General features: G+C 43.8%; 17 protein-coding genes and 1 pseudogene. 8 read left to right on the top strand and 10 right to left on the bottom strand.

The window, feature by feature from the left end:
* Window positions 1–45: 45 nt before the first annotated feature.
* Window positions 46–741, top strand: a complete 696-nt coding sequence (locus FC51_RS11460; protein WP_057909689.1) for a Cna B-type domain-containing protein — start codon at window positions 46–48, stop codon at window positions 739–741.
* 142 nt (window positions 742–883) lie between these two features.
* Here FC51_RS11460 and FC51_RS12370 read toward each other — a convergent pair whose 3' ends face one another.
* The 5 genes and pseudogenes from FC51_RS12370 to FC51_RS11435 form a co-directional block, all read right to left on the bottom strand.
* Window positions 884–3,229, bottom strand: coding sequence for a DUF5776 domain-containing protein (locus FC51_RS12370; protein ID WP_057909688.1), 2,346 nt, complete (start codon window positions 3,227–3,229; stop codon window positions 884–886).
* A gap of 316 nt (window positions 3,230–3,545) precedes the next feature.
* Window positions 3,546–4,106 (bottom strand): hypothetical protein, encoded by a 561-nt coding sequence (locus FC51_RS11450; RefSeq protein ID WP_057909687.1) that lies wholly within the window; start codon window positions 4,104–4,106, stop codon window positions 3,546–3,548.
* Window positions 4,107–4,195: 89 nt separating this feature from the next.
* Window positions 4,196–4,621: a hypothetical protein gene (locus tag FC51_RS11445; protein ID WP_057909686.1), complete on the bottom strand. Its 426-nt coding sequence runs from the start codon at window positions 4,619–4,621 to the stop codon at window positions 4,196–4,198.
* 130 nt (window positions 4,622–4,751) lie between these two features.
* Window positions 4,752–5,884: pseudogene (locus tag FC51_RS11440) on the bottom strand (NAD(P)-dependent alcohol dehydrogenase).
* A gap of 275 nt (window positions 5,885–6,159) precedes the next feature.
* Entirely contained in the window at window positions 6,160–7,386 is a 1,227-nt protein-coding gene (locus tag FC51_RS11435; RefSeq protein ID WP_057909685.1) for a DUF389 domain-containing protein, read from the bottom strand.
* 145 nt (window positions 7,387–7,531) lie between these two features.
* Here FC51_RS11435 and recQ point away from each other — a divergent pair, with 145 nt between their 5' ends.
* Complete coding sequence (gene recQ, locus FC51_RS11430) at window positions 7,532–9,310, top strand: DNA helicase RecQ (RefSeq protein ID WP_057909684.1); 1,779 nt, start codon at window positions 7,532–7,534, stop codon at window positions 9,308–9,310.
* A gap of 71 nt (window positions 9,311–9,381) precedes the next feature.
* Here the strand turns inward: recQ and FC51_RS11425 are convergent, their stop codons facing one another.
* From FC51_RS11425 to FC51_RS11415, 3 genes are all read right to left on the bottom strand, one after another.
* On the bottom strand, window positions 9,382–9,816 hold the full coding sequence (locus FC51_RS11425) for a hypothetical protein (RefSeq protein ID WP_057909683.1): 435 nt from the start codon (window positions 9,814–9,816) through the stop codon (window positions 9,382–9,384).
* 88 nt (window positions 9,817–9,904) lie between these two features.
* A complete protein-coding gene (locus FC51_RS11420) occupies window positions 9,905–10,546 on the bottom strand; it encodes a cadmium resistance transporter (protein ID WP_057909682.1) in 642 nt (213 codons plus the stop codon).
* A 164-nt stretch (window positions 10,547–10,710) separates the two neighbouring features.
* Window positions 10,711–12,084, bottom strand: coding sequence for a hypothetical protein (locus FC51_RS11415; protein WP_057909681.1), 1,374 nt, complete (start codon window positions 12,082–12,084; stop codon window positions 10,711–10,713).
* A gap of 233 nt (window positions 12,085–12,317) precedes the next feature.
* Between FC51_RS11415 and FC51_RS11410 the strand changes: the two genes are divergently transcribed.
* Window positions 12,318–13,766 carry an MFS transporter gene (locus tag FC51_RS11410; protein WP_057909680.1) on the top strand — a complete coding sequence of 483 codons (1,449 nt, stop codon included), beginning with the start codon at window positions 12,318–12,320 and terminating at the stop codon, window positions 13,764–13,766.
* 140 nt (window positions 13,767–13,906) lie between these two features.
* On the opposite strand, the gene FC51_RS11405 is transcribed toward FC51_RS11410, so the two are convergent.
* Window positions 13,907–14,740 (bottom strand): C40 family peptidase, encoded by an 834-nt coding sequence (locus tag FC51_RS11405; protein WP_057909679.1) that lies wholly within the window; start codon window positions 14,738–14,740, stop codon window positions 13,907–13,909.
* Window positions 14,741–14,998: 258 nt separating this feature from the next.
* On the opposite strand from FC51_RS11405, the gene FC51_RS11400 reads away from it, so the two are divergent.
* Genes FC51_RS11400 through FC51_RS11385 form a run of 4 tightly spaced genes read left to right on the top strand, consistent with a single transcriptional unit; the run spans window position 14,999 to window position 17,988 of the window.
* On the top strand, window positions 14,999–15,598 hold the full coding sequence (locus FC51_RS11400) for a hypothetical protein (RefSeq protein ID WP_057909678.1): 600 nt from the start codon (window positions 14,999–15,001) through the stop codon (window positions 15,596–15,598).
* Window positions 15,599–15,600: 2 nt separating this feature from the next.
* A complete protein-coding gene (locus tag FC51_RS11395) occupies window positions 15,601–16,395 on the top strand; it encodes an energy-coupling factor transporter transmembrane component T (protein ID WP_057909677.1) in 795 nt (264 codons plus the stop codon).
* Window positions 16,368–17,201, top strand: a complete 834-nt coding sequence (locus FC51_RS11390; protein WP_057909676.1) for an ABC transporter ATP-binding protein — start codon at window positions 16,368–16,370, stop codon at window positions 17,199–17,201. Before FC51_RS11395 ends, FC51_RS11390 begins: the two co-directional genes overlap by 28 nt.
* Window positions 17,188–17,988: an energy-coupling factor ABC transporter ATP-binding protein gene (locus tag FC51_RS11385; RefSeq protein WP_057909675.1), complete on the top strand. Its 801-nt coding sequence runs from the start codon at window positions 17,188–17,190 to the stop codon at window positions 17,986–17,988. Before FC51_RS11390 ends, FC51_RS11385 begins: the two co-directional genes overlap by 14 nt.
* 25 nt (window positions 17,989–18,013) lie before the next feature.
* Here the strand turns inward: FC51_RS11385 and FC51_RS11380 are convergent, their stop codons facing one another.
* Window positions 18,014–18,418, bottom strand: coding sequence for a hypothetical protein (locus tag FC51_RS11380; RefSeq protein ID WP_057909674.1), 405 nt, complete (start codon window positions 18,416–18,418; stop codon window positions 18,014–18,016).
* A 176-nt stretch (window positions 18,419–18,594) separates the two neighbouring features.
* On the opposite strand from FC51_RS11380, the gene FC51_RS11375 reads away from it, so the two are divergent.
* Window positions 18,595–19,356: a sulfite exporter TauE/SafE family protein gene (locus tag FC51_RS11375; protein ID WP_057909673.1), complete on the top strand. Its 762-nt coding sequence runs from the start codon at window positions 18,595–18,597 to the stop codon at window positions 19,354–19,356.
* Window positions 19,357–19,452: the final 96 nt, after the last annotated feature.

The raw sequence follows: 19,452 nt of genomic DNA, 5'->3' as shown, positions 1-19,452 counted from the left end.
TTACTTAAGAGATTTTAGACAGCTTCTAAGAACGGGGTAGTCACGTTGACCAACGTCTACCAGCCAAAGAAGACGCCAATTAAAGTGAAAAAGGTTTGGCAGGATGTGCCAGCTGGTACCAGTACGCCTAGTATCACAGCTGCGTTGTATGCCAACGGGAAACCAACTGGGCAGACCGTTACCTTGGATCAAAGCAACGATTACAGCGCATCGTTTGGCGACTTGCCAGAAACTGATGCCAATGGGAACGCCATTGTCTACACGGTTGTTGAGACAACAGTTCCAGATGGCTACAAGACAAGCACCAGTGGGCAACAGCCAGTCATTAACGGGATTGCAACGCTGATCAATATTTATCAGCCAAAGACGCCGGTAACTCCGGACACACCGGGCACACCGGACACTCCGGTTACACCAGATACGCCGGTCGTCCCAAAGGTCCCAACAACTCCGAAGACGCCGGTTAAGCCTAATAAGCCAACGACACCCAAAAAGCCGGATCGGCCAAGCGCTCCTACTAAATCGAAAACGCCGACGACCAAACAGCCCAAGGTTACCAATGACACATCATCTAATCCAACACCAAACAGTTCAACGGACAGCAGCACGCCGATGACAAGCAGCTCTGATAAGCTGCCTCAGACCGGTGATGATCAAAAACAAGAAATGATTGTCACGCTGGTTGGTGGATTGCTGATTGCGTTGATGGGAATTGGTCAGTTGATTAGACGAAAAATTTAGAATTTAATCATTTATCACAAAAAAGACAATTCTGCGCAGCACACTGGGTGCTGTGAGAATTGTCTTTATTTTGTGTATATCGATCAAAATGTACCGTGGGTTTAATACGACATGGCTCAAAATTGACTTTATTGACGGGAGATTAATTGAGGGGCTTGATAAATTTGAGGTTACCAGTAATATATCCCCCTGCGACGTGATACCGAAGAGCGCTATGCTTAGTAACGTTGTGGCCATATGAAAAGTCGTAGTTCTTGATTTTAATCCGAATACCTTTCTTGATGTGTCGATTGATTCCTCGCAAATTAACGGTCTTGTAGCGGTTCACTGACTTCTTAACGAGTACGTACCGAGGTTGTTTATGCGTTCCCATAATGACCAGCTTACGGTTACCAGTGATGTATTGACCATTGCTCAGGACATATCTAGTGGTCAGGTTATGCTTAGCAAATCTGGTGACGTGTAAGATTGTACCCTGTTTGTAATTCTTAACTTTGCCCGTTAAATTGACATTCTGGTAAGCATTAATTCCGCGTGGATTAATGACGGTGAGTGTTGTGTGTTTGCTTTGATAATATACTGGGCGAACATAATCCCAGCGGGCAGTAATAAACCCAGTTTTTCCGGCAGTCTTACTCAAATGGTTGACATCGCGGACTTTGTAACGAAGTTTTCCAGTGTTGGATCGAGAGTAGTTTGTGACAACAAACATTGGACGGTAGATTCGTGGCTTTTTGATGTATGTTGCAATTCTTTGCGTTTTGCTGAAAGTGGGCTGCTTGTATAGATTTAAACTCTTGAGCGCATAAACCGCTGATCCTTTTACAGCCGCATAGTTAGGGAGTTGCGGTTGAGGATTCGGCTGTGGAGTTGGACTAGGGTTAGGAGTCGGTAATGGGGCCGGAGTTGGACCAGGATTAGGGGTTGGCTTTGGCGTCGGAGTTGGAGTTGGGGGAACCGGTGCATTGTCTTTGGTGTATTTTAGTGTAATAATTTTTGCAACGTTGCCGTTTTCGTCCAGTGTTCCAAATCTAAATGTTTTTGGATTATTGGCGTCTAATTTAAAGCCGGGAATAGCATCTTTCGGGATATCAACTGTTTCACCAAAGACGCCAGTAATCTCTTGGTCTTTGCCAATGGTTTTTCCATTTTGGTCGATGTGCGTGATTGTCGCTGTCATCTTATTGCTAGGATTATCAATCTTTTCGTAGTACAATTTTAAATTTTGTAGAACATCAGAAAATGGAAAGAGTGCCTGGCCGTTATCGAATGGCAACGTTAATAAGTCTCCGCTTAGCTTATATCCGTCAGGGGCCTCCACCTTTACCAGTCGGTAAGTGTCACTATTTACACCGTTGGGGTATGCTTTAATGACGGCTGTATCCGTAAGGGAGCCACGCTGTTGTTGTGTCGGAATAATTTTTTGAGTGGGGTCACTTTTCATTAGATAATCAACATTGACAATTCCAATGACGGAGTATTCGATTGAATTAATTGTTAGTTTGACTGTTGATTGATTACCGCCATTTGAAGACGCGACCGCAAAGCTTGCATAATAACCATGCTTATTGAGATAATCTGTAAAGTTTTGACTACCTTCTGATAAGATGTCTGTTTGAGAATTGCTTTTAAATAATTTATAGTTTAGTGTTTGAGTTTGGGCATCCCAGGTTATGTCAATTGGCAGTTCCTTGTCTGACCCCACATAATCATTTGCGGAGACACTAGTGTCTCGTGGGCCAACAAAGTCGACTTCGTATGGATCGTCATAATTTCCGGTATTGATTTCTGAATTGTCACCAGTGGTTTCAAACATCTGAATCGTGGGGATGTGGCCAGAAGGTGCTGCTGGCTTGCCATAAGGTGACCCGTCAATCACAAATCCGAAAGCACCTTCAAGACCGCCAATACCAAATCCAGCTCCGCCAATGCCTAACAACGAAGGATCGCCGGTTTTAAACATAAAAGATACCCCGTCACCCATATTTCCATATCGACTTGTTGGTCCTGGCGTTAAATTATAGACACCCTTGAACTCAAAGCTTCGATGTAAGTCAATGTTACTTGCCATGTAAGATTGGCCACTTACTCTAGCCCAATTAAATGGATACCAACCACCATTGTAATAAATGAAACACTTCTGCCCATTAACTTCAGCATAGTAGCTCCCATCTGACCCCCTTGTCGTCGGATATGTTTTCCCCGCAATTGTGACTGATCCGGTGGCTGGATTTCCTGTCACCACGGATAATGGGAAAGTTACTGTTCCAGTGCTTGGGTCGTAGCTGGTGAGACCAGTATTTTTGAAAAACTGATTGTAATTGTCTTTTGTGATGGTAATCTTCGTTCCCGTGGGACCTGCTTGTGAGGTCTCAGACGGGTTGTTAAGAGCGTCAGCGTGAGCATGACCACCGACAAGAATTAACATGATTAGCGTCCAAATTGACAACATAAGTGGCATCCATTTGATATGTCTGGTTGTAAACATTTCAATCCCCCCCTGATACTAATATAAGCATAACACGTATTCAATGTTACTGGCGACGATATTATAGCCTATTTTTTATATAAGCTAATGCAGTAATGCTCAGAATTTGTTCTATGATTTTCATCATATGGCATTTTATTTGGGAAATAGGGGGTTGATAAGCATGCCAAAGGTACACGACACGCTCCGTTAATTGACGAAGAACTCAGCTATTACAACAGCCAGATCAAGTGAGCGGTTTGCTATGATCTGTCATTAGATACAAAAATGACGCCTCATATCGAAGCGTCATTTTTTAACATGTTCAATTAAGTTGTCAATGGTTTGGTTCATCATTTTGATTGACCACTTTCATGTTTTGAGTCATCTTTCTAACGGTGCCGGCATGCTGGTGGGCGTTTAAAGTATGAATGATGTGAGCTTCTGTCGTCTGATAGCGTTGAATATTATCAGCTTGGGCAGTATGGACTTCAAAGCTATAAAAAATGACATGACCCTTAGAAGAAAGTTTGAACCAATTCGGTTCCAGCATCTTTTGGTTAGCTTTAATGTTTTTTCCCGGCCAGACCAAGTAACGGGTACCGCTGGCTTTGGGGTAAATTTCAATTTGCCAACCTAATTTAAAGTCGGAAACCTCCTGCCATCGCTGAATTTTGGTGTATTTAATCGCAAAGTAAATGAAACTGCTGTACTTGAGTTTGGAATTGTGAGTAAGTTGATCGCTTGTCAGCGGGGCGGCTTTTTTGTTGCCTTGACTATTTTTCCTGGTAGGAACCGGATTTTTTGATGAGCTGGCTGAGTGAATCATCATTGAAGCGGCAACACCCAGGACGACAAGAATCGTGATGGCGCTAATGATTTTGATGATTTTACGCATGTTATATATGTCCAATCTATGAAAAAATTGGCGATTATGATATTTAAATCGCACATGTTCGTTGAGCATAACAGGAATTCGACTAATTGTTAATAGCGGACAAACGGTTTATGGCGAGTCGAAAAATATGAGTGGCCATCCAAATGCATGTACATTCGGTTATGCGAGATGCGTTTGATCGTCAGCCGATGGACTTTGTGATTGTAGCCGTCACTAAATCGGCGGGCATGCAGCGCATATGTATTGTGGTTGATGCGTCGCCATTTAATATGGGTAAACAAATCAGGCATGCCACCAAAGTAAGTGGCTTCGAGTGAATGCTTGGCAATTTTGACTTTGTTATCGTATCCGTGACGTGTGCCGCCATCACCAACGGCTGATTTTTGCTTCCAATTACCCCGCAAAGCTGTTGGGGTACCGGGATGCCAGCTGGATGCGCTTCGGACAACTTCTTGATAACATAAAGCGACGATCAAGGCAGTCAAAAACGTTAGTAATAATTTTGTGAGCTTCATTTTAGATATCTCCTCGCATAATGTGTTTAACAAATTAATTATAGCCCAGTTGACTTCTATGGTCTTCCTTTAAACACAAAAATGACGCCTCATTATCGAAGCATCATTTTTATCGACTCAAATTAAATTTTTATTGGCCTGGAACATAATCTTGATCGATCACCATCACAGGCTTGATAACTGAACCGTCGTTTGAAGCTTTGTTTGCTTCATTGACTTGATCAAAGGTGTAGAATTTTTCAAGCTTATCGAATGGAAATTCGCCTTCCTGCCAGAAATCAATTAAAGTTTGGATACCAATTTGTGGAATGGCATCGCCCATCAAGACACCGTCAATGTGCTTTTGCAGAGCGGTAATCTCATTCCATGGCATGAATTCCAGTGTCTTCGCGGTAACTGCGATTGGGGCCAAGTGGCCGCCGGAAGCAAGGGCAGTAATGGCTTGATGCATAATAGCTGAAATACCGGTTGTATCGATGGCAAAGTCGACACCCTCGCCATTTGTGATTTCGTGGACCTTGTCGACCCAATTTTCGTTGAGACTATTAATCGTATGCGTTGCACCAAGTTCCTTGGCCATTTCCAAACGTGAGTCATGAATATCAACGCAAATAATCTTTGAGCGGCTTTGATTTTTGCTGCCATTAAGGCTGCGGAACCCACAGCACCGGTTCCGACGATCGCAATTGTCGTTCCTTCTTTAGGGTTTAAACCGTTGAAGACAGTACCAGATCCGGTAACAAAGCCACAGCCTAGGGGACCAACTTTTCGTAAATCGATGGTCTTGTCGATAACGGTCACATTACGTTCTTGAACTAATGTTTCAGTCGTAAAGGATGATTGGTTGAAGAAGTTGTGAATAGGTGAGCCGTCTTCTCGGGTAAACGCCACTGAACCGTCAGGACAAACACCTTCCATATTTAATTTTGCCCAGTTGACACATGAAGAAGGATGACCAGTTAGACAGTGACGACAAGTGCCATCGTAATCATATGAAAGAATCACGTGGTCACCTTCCTTAACGGTCGTTACTTGATCACCCACTTTTTCAACGATTCCGGCACCTTCATGACCGACAACACCAGGATATGGGTATTCACCGGCTGACCCATTTCGAACGGCTTCGTCGGAGTGGCAAATTCCGCTTGCAACAATGTGAACCAAGACTTCATGGGCTTTTGGCTGATCGTCAACCTCTAGGGTTTCCAACTTAAACGGCGCATTTAATTCTTCAATAACGGCACCAGTAATTTGTCTTGACATAATAAAAACTCCTTTCAAAGTTAAGCCGATACCTTCAAATCAATATTGCAAGCCCATTCATAATTGAAGAATACAACGATTATTATGCATTATCAAGCAAGACAACTTATTATTTTATGCACAAATAAGAATCATAAGTGAATTTTAATGAATATATCGTACACAATTAGTTCATTTTTATGTTCTCAGTAATAAGTGGCACATTATTTTAAATTAAGTATCTGCGCAGAAGTAGTCACAAATAGGCATGATACTGGCAGCCAAGCATCACTTCATCACAAGCCACTGACAAACTGGACCACCGCGCTCACCTGATTGTCCTTAACCAGCTTATTGGCTGACTTTTCAATCGTTGACCGCTTGGTTTTACCTTTATCAGATAGTTCGATTGCAATCAGCTGCTTTGTGGCCTTTGCTTTATCAGTCACCTGACCAACGTAAATATTTGAAATGTCCTTTGGATATTTTTTATTCAAATCACTTTGAATGGTCGTAAGCTCGCCGTCGCCCGACGAGTTCGGATTGGCCTGAACTGTATCGCCGTTATCGGACTGCTTCATATAATCTTGGAATTCTTTTGGCGTGATATAGTTGCCTTTTGTGAGTTGGGTCAACGAAAGCTGGTAGCCGTCAAGGTGATAATCTTTTAATGATTGTTTGAGCGACTTAATCTGATCATCATTTAATCGCTGGCCAATAACCGATAGCTGGATTTTCTTTCCTGAAATCGACTGTTTGGCAATGTATTGGTTACTTAATTGGTTTTCGATAAACTGCGACAACTGAGCATTAATGTAGGAGCTGTGAACGATGGAATAAGCAGAAATTGAGCTTGGAATCACAATAATAATGGCAATAATCAAAATCAGGGCCTGCTGCTTTAATGAAACGTTTAATTTTTCACCGCTGCGGATTCGAAAGAAAATTGTGCCACTGGCGGTTGCCAGAGCGATGAAAAAGGCGTTGATCAAAAATAAGTAGCCTGCTCCAATGATAAATGACGGATTGAGATGGCTAATCCCATAGCCAACCGTACAAAGTGGCGGCATTAACGCAGTGGCGATCGCAACGCCTGGGACGACGTTCCCACCGTCTTTTTTTGCCGAGCTGATGACTCCCGCGAAGCCACCGAAAAAGGCGATCAAGACATCCCAAAGCGTTGGTTCTGTTCGTGCCAACAATTGTGTGCTGGCGGTATTTAATGGTGAGATTAAGAAGTAAATCGTTGCCCCAACGACGCCGATGATCACCTGAATTAAAAATAATTTGGTGGCTTTTGATAATAGTTTGGGATTGCTATTCCCCAGGCCATAGCCAATTCCGACGATTGGCGCCATCAATGGTGAAATGAGCATTGCCCCAATGACGACCGGGGCCGAATCGACGTTTAATCCGATACAGGCAATAATGATGGCACAAAATAAAATTGCCTGAGTTGACCAGGTAAAGTTCAAATCTTTTTGGACATTTGTATTTAAGGTATTCGTGGAAATTTGTTGCATCGCAGACACCGGCTTTCCTTGATATTTCTAATTTTAGAATAGCACAAGCGGGGAATATTTGACTGTTTGAACTATGGAGGCAGACATCCGCCTATAATTTTCGTATACTATATAATGTGACTATTTCGAAAAGAGGACTGACGACATGACGCCCCAAGAACTACTGAAAACTAAATTTGGTTATGACAGCTTTCGTCCGGGCCAGCAGACCGTCATTGACGACATTTTGGCGCACAAAAACGTGTTGACCATCATGCCGACCGGTGGCGGGAAATCGTTGTGTTACCAGATCCCTGCCATGCTTGAAGATGGCTTAACACTCGTCGTTTCCCCGCTGATTGCCTTGATGAAAGACCAGGTGGACGCGTTAAATGAGTCCGGAATTCCAGCGACGTTCATTAACAGCAGCTTAGACTTCAGTGAAATTGATGACCGATTTGCCCAAGCGCAAAACGGTGACGTGAAGCTGCTTTACGTATCACCGGAGCGGTTGGACTCGGGGGCCTTCAATCAATTGGCACGACTGCCCATTGACTTGGTTGCCGTCGACGAAGCGCACTGTATTTCACAGTGGGGTCATGATTTTCGCCCAAGCTATTTGGCATTAACCGAACGGCTGCATGAACTGCCGACCAAGCCGACAATTGTTGCTTTGACGGCGACGGCAACTCCACAAGTGGCTGATGACATCAAACAGCGCCTGCATATCTCAGAAGAGGTTAAGACGGGCTTTGAACGGGATAATTTAGCTTTCAAGGTGGTTCGAAATCAGGATAGTGATAAGTATCTACTGGACTATTTAAAGTTAAATGCCGGTGAGTCCGGTATCATCTATGCCAGCACCCGCAAGGAAGTTGAGCGGGTCTCCAAGATGCTCAAAAAACACAAGTTTTCAGTGACTATGTATCATGGTGGTATGAGCAAGGATCAGCGGCGGAAGAATCAAGATGACTTTCTGTACGACCGTGCACTGGTGATGGTTGCGACCAACGCCTTTGGAATGGGGATCGATAAGAGTAACGTGCGCTTTGTGATTCACGACTCCGTTCCTGGAAGCTTGGAGGAATACTACCAGGAAGCCGGCAGAGCGGGACGAGATGGCCTGCCCAGTGAGGCAATTTTGCTGTTCAAATTAAGGGATGTTCAAACCCAGCATTTCTTCATTGATCAATCTGAACGAGACGAGCAAAGTAAGCAGCGCGCTTACCAAAAGCTGCAAATGATGACGCAGTACGCCAATACCCAGCAGTGCCTGCAACAATTTATACTTGATTACTTTGGTGAAAAAGAGGGGAAAACGTGCGGTCGTTGTAGTAATTGCCTTGATACCCGTGACTCTCAGGATATTACTGTTGACACCCAAAAGGTCCTGTCGTGTGTTTTACGGATGAAGGAACGCTATGGCAAGAGTCTCGTTTCCCAAGTGTTGACGGGCTCTAAAATCCAGAAAATCCGTGATTTTCACTTTGATCAACTATCAACTTATGGCATCATGAAGGGCGAATCCCAGAAAGAGGTCATGGGGTTGATTGATTACTTGACCGCGGCGGGTTATCTGACTGCCAGTGGCGGCCAGTACCCAGTGCTGAAAGTCACTTCCTTGGGTGGCGCAGTGCTGCAGGGATCGGAACGTGTGTCTCGAAAGGTCTCGGATAAGGCGACCAAGACGTTGGCTGAAGACGATGAGTTGTTTGAGCAACTGCGGCAATTGCGTCGTGAATTGGCTGAGAAGCAGGGCGTGCCGCCGTTTGTGATTTTCTCTGACAAGACGCTTCACGAAATGAGCGCCGTCATGCCTGCCAATGAGTCTCAGATGCTTGATGTTAAAGGCGTCGGCGAAAGCAAGTTGGCGAAGTATGGCGACCAGTTCCTGGACGTTATTTTAAATTATCAATCAGAAGCCAAGACTGGGGTTCAAGCGTAACTAAAGTGTATATGAAAAGAGGTTCCTCAATACCACAGATGGGTATTGGAGAACCTCTTTTCACTTCATTATTAACTTTGACTAAACGAATAATCGTGATGGTACTTCGCTTTGGTTAACACAATCACATACCCGGATGGCGTGTACTGAAAGAGTGCCTTACGGTAGTGACCGGCGATTTTTTTCTTGGCAATTTTGAAGCTGCCAGGATTTTCGTAATCATGGGTGAAACGATTAAATGTGTATTTTCCATGCTTTTTTTGCACATAGAGCTTTTTGTATCCCTTTTGACCTGGCGTCAGTGATGTTGTGCCGTCAATCCCTTTGTAGGTGAACCTGTGGGTTGTCAGCTTGAGCATATTGAATGATTTGCCGTTATAACGATACCAGGTTCCCCGCATGGCCTTTGGAATTGTTGTATGTGATGATGCGCTGGTGGCAACTGGTGCTATAGCGCCACTTAGTAAGATGGTCATTAATCCAAGTGCAATCTTTGAATATTTCATATGATCCCCCTTAATTTCCCCGTAATGATAGGCATCAAAAATATACCTATATATTTATATATACATCAAGTTGCTTAAATAGGCAAATTTATCCCAGGACGCCACTTTCTAACAGGACGTAAATGCCGATGGCGATAAAGATTATCGGGATGAGGATCTGTTTGTAACGTTCTAGTTTGTCTTTGATTAAGGGTAAATTTGCAATTTGATAGCCAAGATAACACCACAGGCCAGTCATCAAGGTGAACACAATGACGGTAACGGCTAATTCGAGAACTGAGTATTCCGTAAATAAGGGGATGTAGACGGTGAGATTTCCGGCGCCGTTTGAAATGGTGACGAGGCAGACGGCCATCATTTCTGGCTTGAATAGCTTGTGTAGTAGGGAAGACGGTTTTTCTGCTTGAATGTCGCGTTTGAGTTTTGCCTTTACTTTTTGTTCCTCATGAGCGGCGTCTGTTTGATAGCGATACTGGAACCACTTTCGGATGCCGAGGATAATCGGAATGACACCCAGCCAGCCAACTTGGTCCGTCGGTAAAAAACTTAGCCCATATGCAGCAAACACACTGATCAGGACCAAAAATTCGAAGCCAATCAATTGACCGAATACAATATCTTGTCGCCGCAGTGACCCATTAACTTGCGAAAACCAGACAGCTAACACAAAGGTGTCATCAATGTTGGTACCGATAAACGAAAAGATGCTGGTGATAATTGTCGCAAGCATGTGGCCGGCCTCCCCTAAACGCTTTCATTGTCCTTAGTATAACTGATTTAATAGGGGGTTGCTAAACAAGTGGGTAATTGGGGACGCGTGACTGTTTTTGACAAATAAACAAGCATCTCCTAATCAGCAGATTTCTGCAGGTGGGAGATGCTTAGTTAAAGTTTTTAATTTGGTTGAACAGTGACTGGAACCGTCCTAATTTTATCAGGATAATCATTCATGTAATATTTAACCTCATAAGTTCCAGGCTTGCTAGTATCGACTGTATTTTCAATGATGGTGAAGAATTGTGGATATCTGTCTCGACTTACAAAGTAACCTTGATAAACAAAGTCGCTTAGAAGTACCCATGGTGTAAAGTTATCACCAACATGAAGATAGTAGTTCGCAGCTCTACTGACCGTTGTTTGTCTGTCTTCCCATGTTAAAACAATCTCAGCTACATTTTTTTGTTTATCATAATTGACACGAATGCTAACCTGGTACTCTCCCCACTCATCATCCAACCGCATAAATACTTGACCGTTTCCGAGTGAATCCAAATCAGCAGAAGTTAATTCCTTTTTATCTTTAATTTGGTCAATTGCTTTAGCAAATTGTCGTTGATAATCTTTTTGGATCCCAGAGGAAACTGTTGAAGTTTCCTCTGTCCAATCTGCATCGTTTCCAGTCGTGGCTTTGGTGTATTTTCCACTTGGATCAAAACGATACGTCAAGTAATTAATTGTCAGTTTATTTTCTGCTGGGACCGTGACAGTTTTTGTTGGACCAGGTACTGTAACCGTTTGAGTAACCGTTTCTTTTGGACCTGGGACATTGACGGTATTTGTAATCACTTTTTCAGGGCCCTCAACAGCATTTTTATTAATCCATCCGTTAAATTCAGGGTGGTCCGTATCTTCAACATAGTAGTAGGTTTGGAAGTACTGCCGGGTCATTCGTTTTGCAGCAGTGACCTTCAACTTATCATTGGCATACGGAGTTGAGTCCTTCGTCTTTAATCCGGCTTTGTATTGTGTCCACGGAATGGCTTTCCAAGTGTTGACGTCACCCGACGTACCGGTGCTTTTTAAATGATAAGTTGTGTTCCTAACTTCCTCAGAAAGAGAGACGTCCGTTGTGGTGTCCGTGTGTCTGATACCGCCGTTAAAATAATTTTTGATCTTGCCACCATAAATCCAACCTCGATATTTACCTTCAAATGACACAATCTTATAATAAACACGTTGATTGTTAGTCGTTGCCATCCGATAAGCATAGAAGGTATCTTTTGATCGAACTGATTTCGCAAGCTTTTGAAGCTGCCGCTTGGTTGTTACCGGCTTCGCCCCCTTCAATGACTGAGCTTTTGTATAGATCTGATGTTTCCCGGTTAAAGTAACGTTTCGGTCATCCGAATTTACTTTTGCCATTGAGACATTGCTTGTAATTTTATTCGATTTTGCAAATGTCTGTGTCTGACCGACTGCGATTAATCCCCCAAACATAAAGCTGGCTGTGACGAACATTTTTATCAAGTTTGTTTTGCTTACAGTCATTATTATAACCCCCTAGTACTAGATGCCATTCCGACTTCGTAATTATCATACATGAGGATTTTTCATTCGTCAATTAGATTGATTGAGTCCAACAAGTGCTTGAACTTCAAAATACCGGGAGTTAATGATTGTACAGTGAGCAAGCTATAAACTAAATAACCAAAAGTCGCCATTGCCATTTTTTCTCCGATTTAGTGTTATAAATAAATGTGAAGGCTTAGAGGAGGGGTACTATGGCTGACGAGGTGACGAGTCGCGGGAAGAATTACTCGATTATCGCAGTTTTAGGGATGTTTTCATTTTTGACTGCGCTCTCCGGATCGAGCACCAACCTGGCGATTCCAAAAATTGCAATTGATATGGATATTTCGAGTAGTATGGCCACTTGGATTGTTCAAATTGGGTTGATTACCACGGCAATTTTGCTGGTGATGTTTGGACATATGGGTGATATCTTATCTAAAAATGTGGTGTTCCTAGCAGGTGGGATCGGCTTTTTGGTCGGGTCCGCAATTACCGGGTTTGCGCCGAACTACGCGATTATTTTATTTGGTCGGGTGATTCAAGCAATTGGCTCGGCGATGATTATGGCCAACTCGATGGGAATTGTGACCCAATATTTCCCCGATAAACGGCGTGCCGAGGCACTCGCGGTTATTTCGATGTTCATTTCCGTCGGTTCCATCTCCGGTCCGGGGATTGGGGGTCTGATTATTTCAGCGTCCAGTTGGCGTTGGATCTACTGGATTAACATTCCGTTGGGACTCATCATTTTGTGGCTGGGATTCAAGTTTCTCCCCGTTCCCAAAGAGTCCTGGGCCCGCGTGCGTGAAGTGATGAGGGGTGCCAATTGGACCGGTCAAAATCTGTTTACCATCGGGATCATTATTTTCTTCTTGAGCGGGACGTTTTTTCAAAGTGGGCGTTCAAAGTTCTTGATTGGCTTGGCATTCCTTATTGTTGGCGGCTTGATTTCTCTGGGCGCATTTTTTCAAGATAATAAATCAAATTTGCCGTGGATTGCGCCTGAAGTCGTTACCAATCTGGGCTTCATGACGTCCATTACGGCGCTGGCACTGGTGATGCTGGTCAACTCGGTTTCCAATATTTTACTGCCATTTTATTTTCAAAGTTATAACGGAATGAGCGCGTTTTACAGCGGGCTCATTATCATGCTGCAGTCGGTAACGATGCTGTGCACAACACCATTTGCCGGTTATTTGGCCGATCGAATCAATCGTGAATTGATGACCGTTGTTGGCCTATTGATTTTGATGATTTCTCAGGTCGGTTACGCCTTTTTCCCTGACAACCTGGACATGTGGCGGATTATTCCACCGATTATTTTAAACGGAATTGGCATGGCTATCTTCTTGTCACCGAATAATGCGTTGACCATGGGACTGGTTGATAAACGACTATCCGGGATTGCCGGTTCTTTGAACTCGTTTGCCCGGACTTTGGGAATGACGATTGGGATTAGCTTTGGCTCGTCGTTATTATTCTTCCAGCTTCCCGGCGTTGTGCGGGTTACGAAGGCAGTCGGGCTGCCATTTATTCACGCATTCGCAAATGTTTTCTGGACGGCGACGGTCATCTCTGCAGTTGCCCTGTTGCTAGTATTGGCAAGATTTATCTATGCGCAACGTCATTCAAAGGCTGCGGTTAAAAAAACGGCGTAATATAAATGATTGCGGTGGTTGATGGTACTCGTTTTAATTAAAAGTTTGCAACAAATAAGCGTTCATTGATAAAGTGACCCCATCAATGAACGCTTTTTATGTTACCAAAATCGCAAAAGGCTGGTCGTTTCTCGGAAGGGCTACACGATTCTTCTCACCACGCCATTTGTTTCATGCCGCCAACTTGGGGCATTGAGTGTTGAAATGCCGACGCCACCCGTATCGGATTGGTTGTGGTCATGTAGGAATAGATGATTACCGAGATAAATGGCGACGTGGGAATTAACCTGACCACGTGAATTGGTGAAAAAGAAGAGGTCACCGCGCTTCATATTCTGAAATTTAACGGGTTTTCCCATGGTTACCAATGTGTAGGTGGTCACACTATCCAAATTCCCCAAGGTGATGCCGGCCTTTGAATAACAGTACCTGACAAACGATGAGCAGTCGAATTTATGGTGCCGGATGTCACTGAGGGTTCGGCCACCACCGTATGAATACTGGGAATGCCCAACTAACTTAAGGCCGGCGGAAAGGGCAGCTTCGACCTTTGGATTACGACCACGAAGCTGATTTAAATTCCGAAAGCTGACATTTTGGGCGCTGATCCAGTATTGACGATGGTTTTGTGAAAATGCAATGTAGCCGGCTGCTTTTTGGCCATTCAGATCCTTTCGGACGGTTCCAACAATTTTGTCGTTGAGATGATTTTCCTGAACGGTTCCCAGAAGCTTTGCACCCTTTGTGCCTGCTGGCGCAGAATATAGTTTTGCTTTTGAATTCCTGATGGTGAGGTCGTAAGGATACCGATACGTTTCGAATACCTTGTTGGGTGCGATGGCCTGCTTCACCTTAACGATTGGCGTTGGAGTGGTATCCGGGCTGAACGTTGCTTTGAAAAAGCCAAGCCCAATCAAGACTACTAACAATGTACCACCTAAAAATCCCCATAATTTGCGATGTCGTTTTAACATGATTATCCCCCGTATCGAAATGCATTTATTAATTACATTATAGGCATACCTGGGTGCTGAAAAATATTGATACCAAGTTCTTATAGTTTCCTTAGCAATTCTGGCCATTCTTTTTGCTTTCTTAAAGATTACTCAGACTTGACATTTCGTTGATGCATTGTAAAATTAATGCCAAGTCAATTTAAAAGTATTTCGTACTTTTATATAAAAGTACAGACGACCTTTATTTGGAACTTGTATTTGCAAAGGAGAAGGAAAATGAAGACACAATCGATTCATCGTACCAGTATATGGAAGTTCAAGTTATCGGCAGCCACCATGACCTTAATTCCAGCAGCGGTCGGGATTAATTACGTTGCCAAAGCATTGGCGGAAGGGCTGAAATTGCCGGTCTGGTTGGGGTCACTGGGGACATTTCTGGCCAGTATGTTGGCAGGCCCGGTAGCCGGTGCCATCAGTGGCTTTATCAACAATGTCATCTATGGGTTAACGTTATCGCCGGTATCAACCGTCTACGCAATTACCAGCATTGGGATTGGCTTTGCGGTTGGTATTTTGCATGCCAAAGGTTGGTTTTCTTCCGCAAAGAAAGTGTTTGTTTCTGCTATTATTATCGCGATTGTTTCTGCCGTTATTTCAACGCCGCTTAACGTTATCTTTTGGGGTGGTCAGACTGGCATTGCCTGGGGAGATTCACTTTTCGCTGTGTTAGTTGCCAACCATGCACCGGTATGGATCGCGTCATTTGTGGATGAATTCGTGTTGGATATTTTGGATAAGGTCTGCGTGGCTTATACTGCCTTTTTCATTTATCGTCAATTGCCGCAGAGAATGATTCGTTTCTTTGGGGATGATTGACAATGGCTGATCAAAGTATGGTGTCTGCGAAGCCTGGCGTTAATTCAAAATGGTATAACGCCATCGATCCCATCACCAAATTATTAATGATCCTGGATATGGCCCTTCTAAGTTTTTCCAGTACAAACTTATTATTTCAGGGTGGACTGATTTTTGTTGCGACTGGATTGCTATTATTTTCGAAATTAAGCTCGACGACCGTTAAAGCTTTGGGGTTCAGTTTATTCTTGATCTTGACGATGTTGGTTATTCAAGGGCTATTTTATAGTCGTAATCAAACCCTTTTGTTTTCGATTGTTGGCATTAAGTTCTACAAGGAAGGATTACTTTACGCGATGACCCTTGGCAGCCGTGTGTTGGTTATTATTTTGGCGACTGGATTTTTTATGGTTACAACGAGTATTTCTGAAAATGCGAAGTATTTGGAACAGTCGGGCTTATCGTATAAGACGGTCTATGTCTTAATGTCGGTGTGCTATATTTTACCCGAGATTATGCGGAACATGCGTAAAATTCAAATGGCGCAAAAGGTGCGGGGCACCAATCCTCAGAAAAGCATGCTGCAAAAATTAAAATCAATTTTGCCGGTGCTAATTCCCTTGGTTATTAAAACGTTGGATCAATCGATGGCCCGGTCGATTTCGCTTCAGTTGCGCGGGTTCGACAATCCCCACCGAACCGTGTTGAAAGTTGAGAATCGTTATCACTGGGTGACCGGAATGCACCTCGGATTATCGTTTCTGGCAATCATTTTGATAGGGTGGAAAATATGGACGAAGATAAACGGATTATTTTAAATCAATTGAGTGTTAGATATCGTGGATCAGATGACTTGCAGTTAAGAGACATCACCGTTAGTGCTGAAGCCGGGCAAATCATTGGTATCGTCGGCAACAGCCATTCCGGTAAGTCAACGCTTTGCCAGGTATTAGCCGGCGTTGTGCCCCAAATTATCTCCGCGGAAATGCAGGGGTCGTGCCAGGTGCTGGGCCGTTTTGCCAAGGATGACTGGCGGCAATATAACGCAATGACCGGGGTCGTGTTGCAAAATCCTGCCGGACAACTAAGTGGTTTATCGGACACTGTAGAAGATGAAATTGCCTTTGATTTAATCAATCAGGGGATAGATGAGGCAATTATTAAGCGCCGAGTTGCCAACGTGGCTGCTCAAATGGGCTTGTCGGATCAACTGGGACAGCAACCGGAAAGCCTATCTGGTGGTCAAATGCAGCGCTTGGCAATTGCAACCGCGATTGTGACAGACCCCCAGTTGCTCATTTTAGATGATCCAACCAGTGAAATGGATCCACTTGGCCGCCAACAGTTCTTCGACTGGTTAGCAAACGCAAACACAACCGTGGTTATCGTGTCCAGTGAGCTGGATGATTTATGTGAAGTTGCTGACGTGATTTGGATTTTGAAGGATGGCCAACTGGTTGCCAACGGTTCTCCAGTGACGGTATTTAACCACTTAAATTCAGATTGGCAGATTCCTGAACCAACGATTTATCGCTTGGCAAAAGGGATGAATTGGCGGCTTTCAACCGGAGCTATTCCGGTCACTATCAGTCAGCTCAAGGAGGCCAGATATGTCGCAAATTGAACTTGAGAACTTAGCGTTTGCCTATCCTGAAAAGTCATTTGAATTATCAGTGGACCACCAAGTGCTTTCTGATTCGATGATCGCAATTGTTGGCCAAAATGGTGCCGGGAAGTCGACAATTTTCAAGCTCCTGACGGGTTTGCTGAAGGCTCAGTCTGGGAAAATTAGTGTCGATGGGGTGGAATTCAGCGAGCTGGATCCGAAACACCGATTGCAAAAAATTGGCATTACTTTTCAAAACCCTGATGACCAACTGTTCAATGCAACTGTTAAACGAGAGGTAGAGTGGAGTGCGTCTCAAGTGATGCATGATCAGGACGCTATCTCCGTAAAAGCTGATGCTGTCCTTAATAAAGTCGGACTGGCAGGCAAGGCCGGTGAGAATCCTTATGATCTGTCACTCTCTGAACGGAAATTACTAACGGTTGCGACAGTTTTGGTGGTGGATCCAGAAATTTATTTATTTGATGAACCGATGATGTCTCTGGATTGGCCAAGCCGTCAGATGCTGACGACAATCTTTCATCAGTTAGCTGATTCCGGCCATCAAATCATCACCATTACGCACGATATGGATTGGGTGGCGACTGAATTTAGTAAAGTCCATGTGATGGAACGCGGCATGTTTAAATTTGAGGGGACTCCCCGCGAATTATTCGGTGATCGTGAACTGGTGCAGCGCGTGGGACTGTTGCCGCCGAGGATTATGACGGTGGCTGAACTGCTGGGAGATTCACGGACTTATTTATCACCGGAAGATTATCAGGCACAGAATTCAAGTTACTAAAAAGCCGCCTCTATGGGCGACTTTTTTAATAGCGTTGCATGATCATTGGGTGCTTTTTCAGGTCACTTGGCTTAATCTTACTTAGTTTCATTGTCATGATCATATACCATTTTTTCTCAATCTTTTGTTTGACAAGGACAAAGTAAGTCTTTGAATGCTTACGACCGATACCCGTTCCAAAGACGACACCCGCTTCATCGGGGTCAGTTTTCCAAGTAACTGGCTTCCAATAGCCATCCTGATTGTTAACCTCGACTTGAACGGTATTTTTCCGGATGCCGACATAAACACCCTTTCCGTTGACGGCTTTCCAATTACCGATAAACCAGTGTGGAATTGATCCGGAAGCGTCGACGCTGTGCGAACCGCTAAATGCAAACAAGAAAATAAAGCTGGCAACTACCAGCAAAATAGATTTAAATTTTTTCATGTTATGTATCCCCCTCATATACATTTATACCATAACCGGAATCGTTTGTCGCGTGTAAATTGTTATTATTTTTATGGTCTGATTTTTCATGTATTTTGCTTTGAAGAATCTTTGCTAATGCCTGATTTAGCGGTAAACTTAAAAGCATTATTAAGTTGATGAAAAGAGATGGCGGAATGGTAACTGAATTTTTGATTGTGTGTCCACTGGTCTTCTTGGCTGGATTTGTTGACGCAATTGGTGGCGGGGGCGGCTTGATTTCGCTTCCGGCATATTTGATGGCTGGTATTCCGGCTCACTTTGCTGTTGGGACTAATAAGTTGTCTTCGGCGATGGGGACGACGGTTGCAACGCTTGAATTTGCCCGCAGTGGCTATATTCGTCTCAAGTTGGCATTTTTCTCGGTGTTGGCAGCGATTGTGGGGTCGTCGTTTGGCGCCAACATGGCTTTACATATTTCTGAATACTATTTCCGATTAATTTTATTGATTGTGCTGCCGTTAACAGCATTATATCTACTGCTAAACAAGCATGCGTTGAATTCCAAGCTGGCGGATTCAGCGAAATTGACCGTGTCACAGTTTGTGGCCACTCTATTTATTTCTGTTTCATTAGGTGCATGGGATGGCTTTTATGGCCCTGGTACCGGCACTTTTTTGATTCTAACCTTGGTCGGGATTGCGCATTTGCCGATTAATTTGGCCGCCGGTAATACCAAAGTGATCAATTTGACAACGAATGTGACGGCCCTGGCAGTGTTCTTGCTAAATGATAAAGTTCTCATCCTGCTGGGATTAACGGCAGGGATTTTCAGTATTGTTGGGAATTTTCTCGGGGCATCGTACTATAAGAAGTTTGGCAGCGCAATTGCCCGACCGATTATTATCGTTGTGCTTCTCATTTTCTTTGCGAAAACCATTTGGCAATTTGTGAGTTAATTTGAAATTATTGTCACGATTGCGGTATGATGAACCTACCTTGGCAGGGGCACTTTAAATGCTCAAAAGTGGCTGGGACATAAGTCCCGCCGACAA

The organism is Lentilactobacillus parabuchneri DSM 5707 = NBRC 107865 (assembly GCF_001435315.1).
GTDB classification, from domain to species: Bacteria; Bacillota; Bacilli; order Lactobacillales; family Lactobacillaceae; genus Lentilactobacillus; species Lentilactobacillus parabuchneri.
This window is presented reverse-complemented; position numbering and strand designations above follow the sequence as displayed.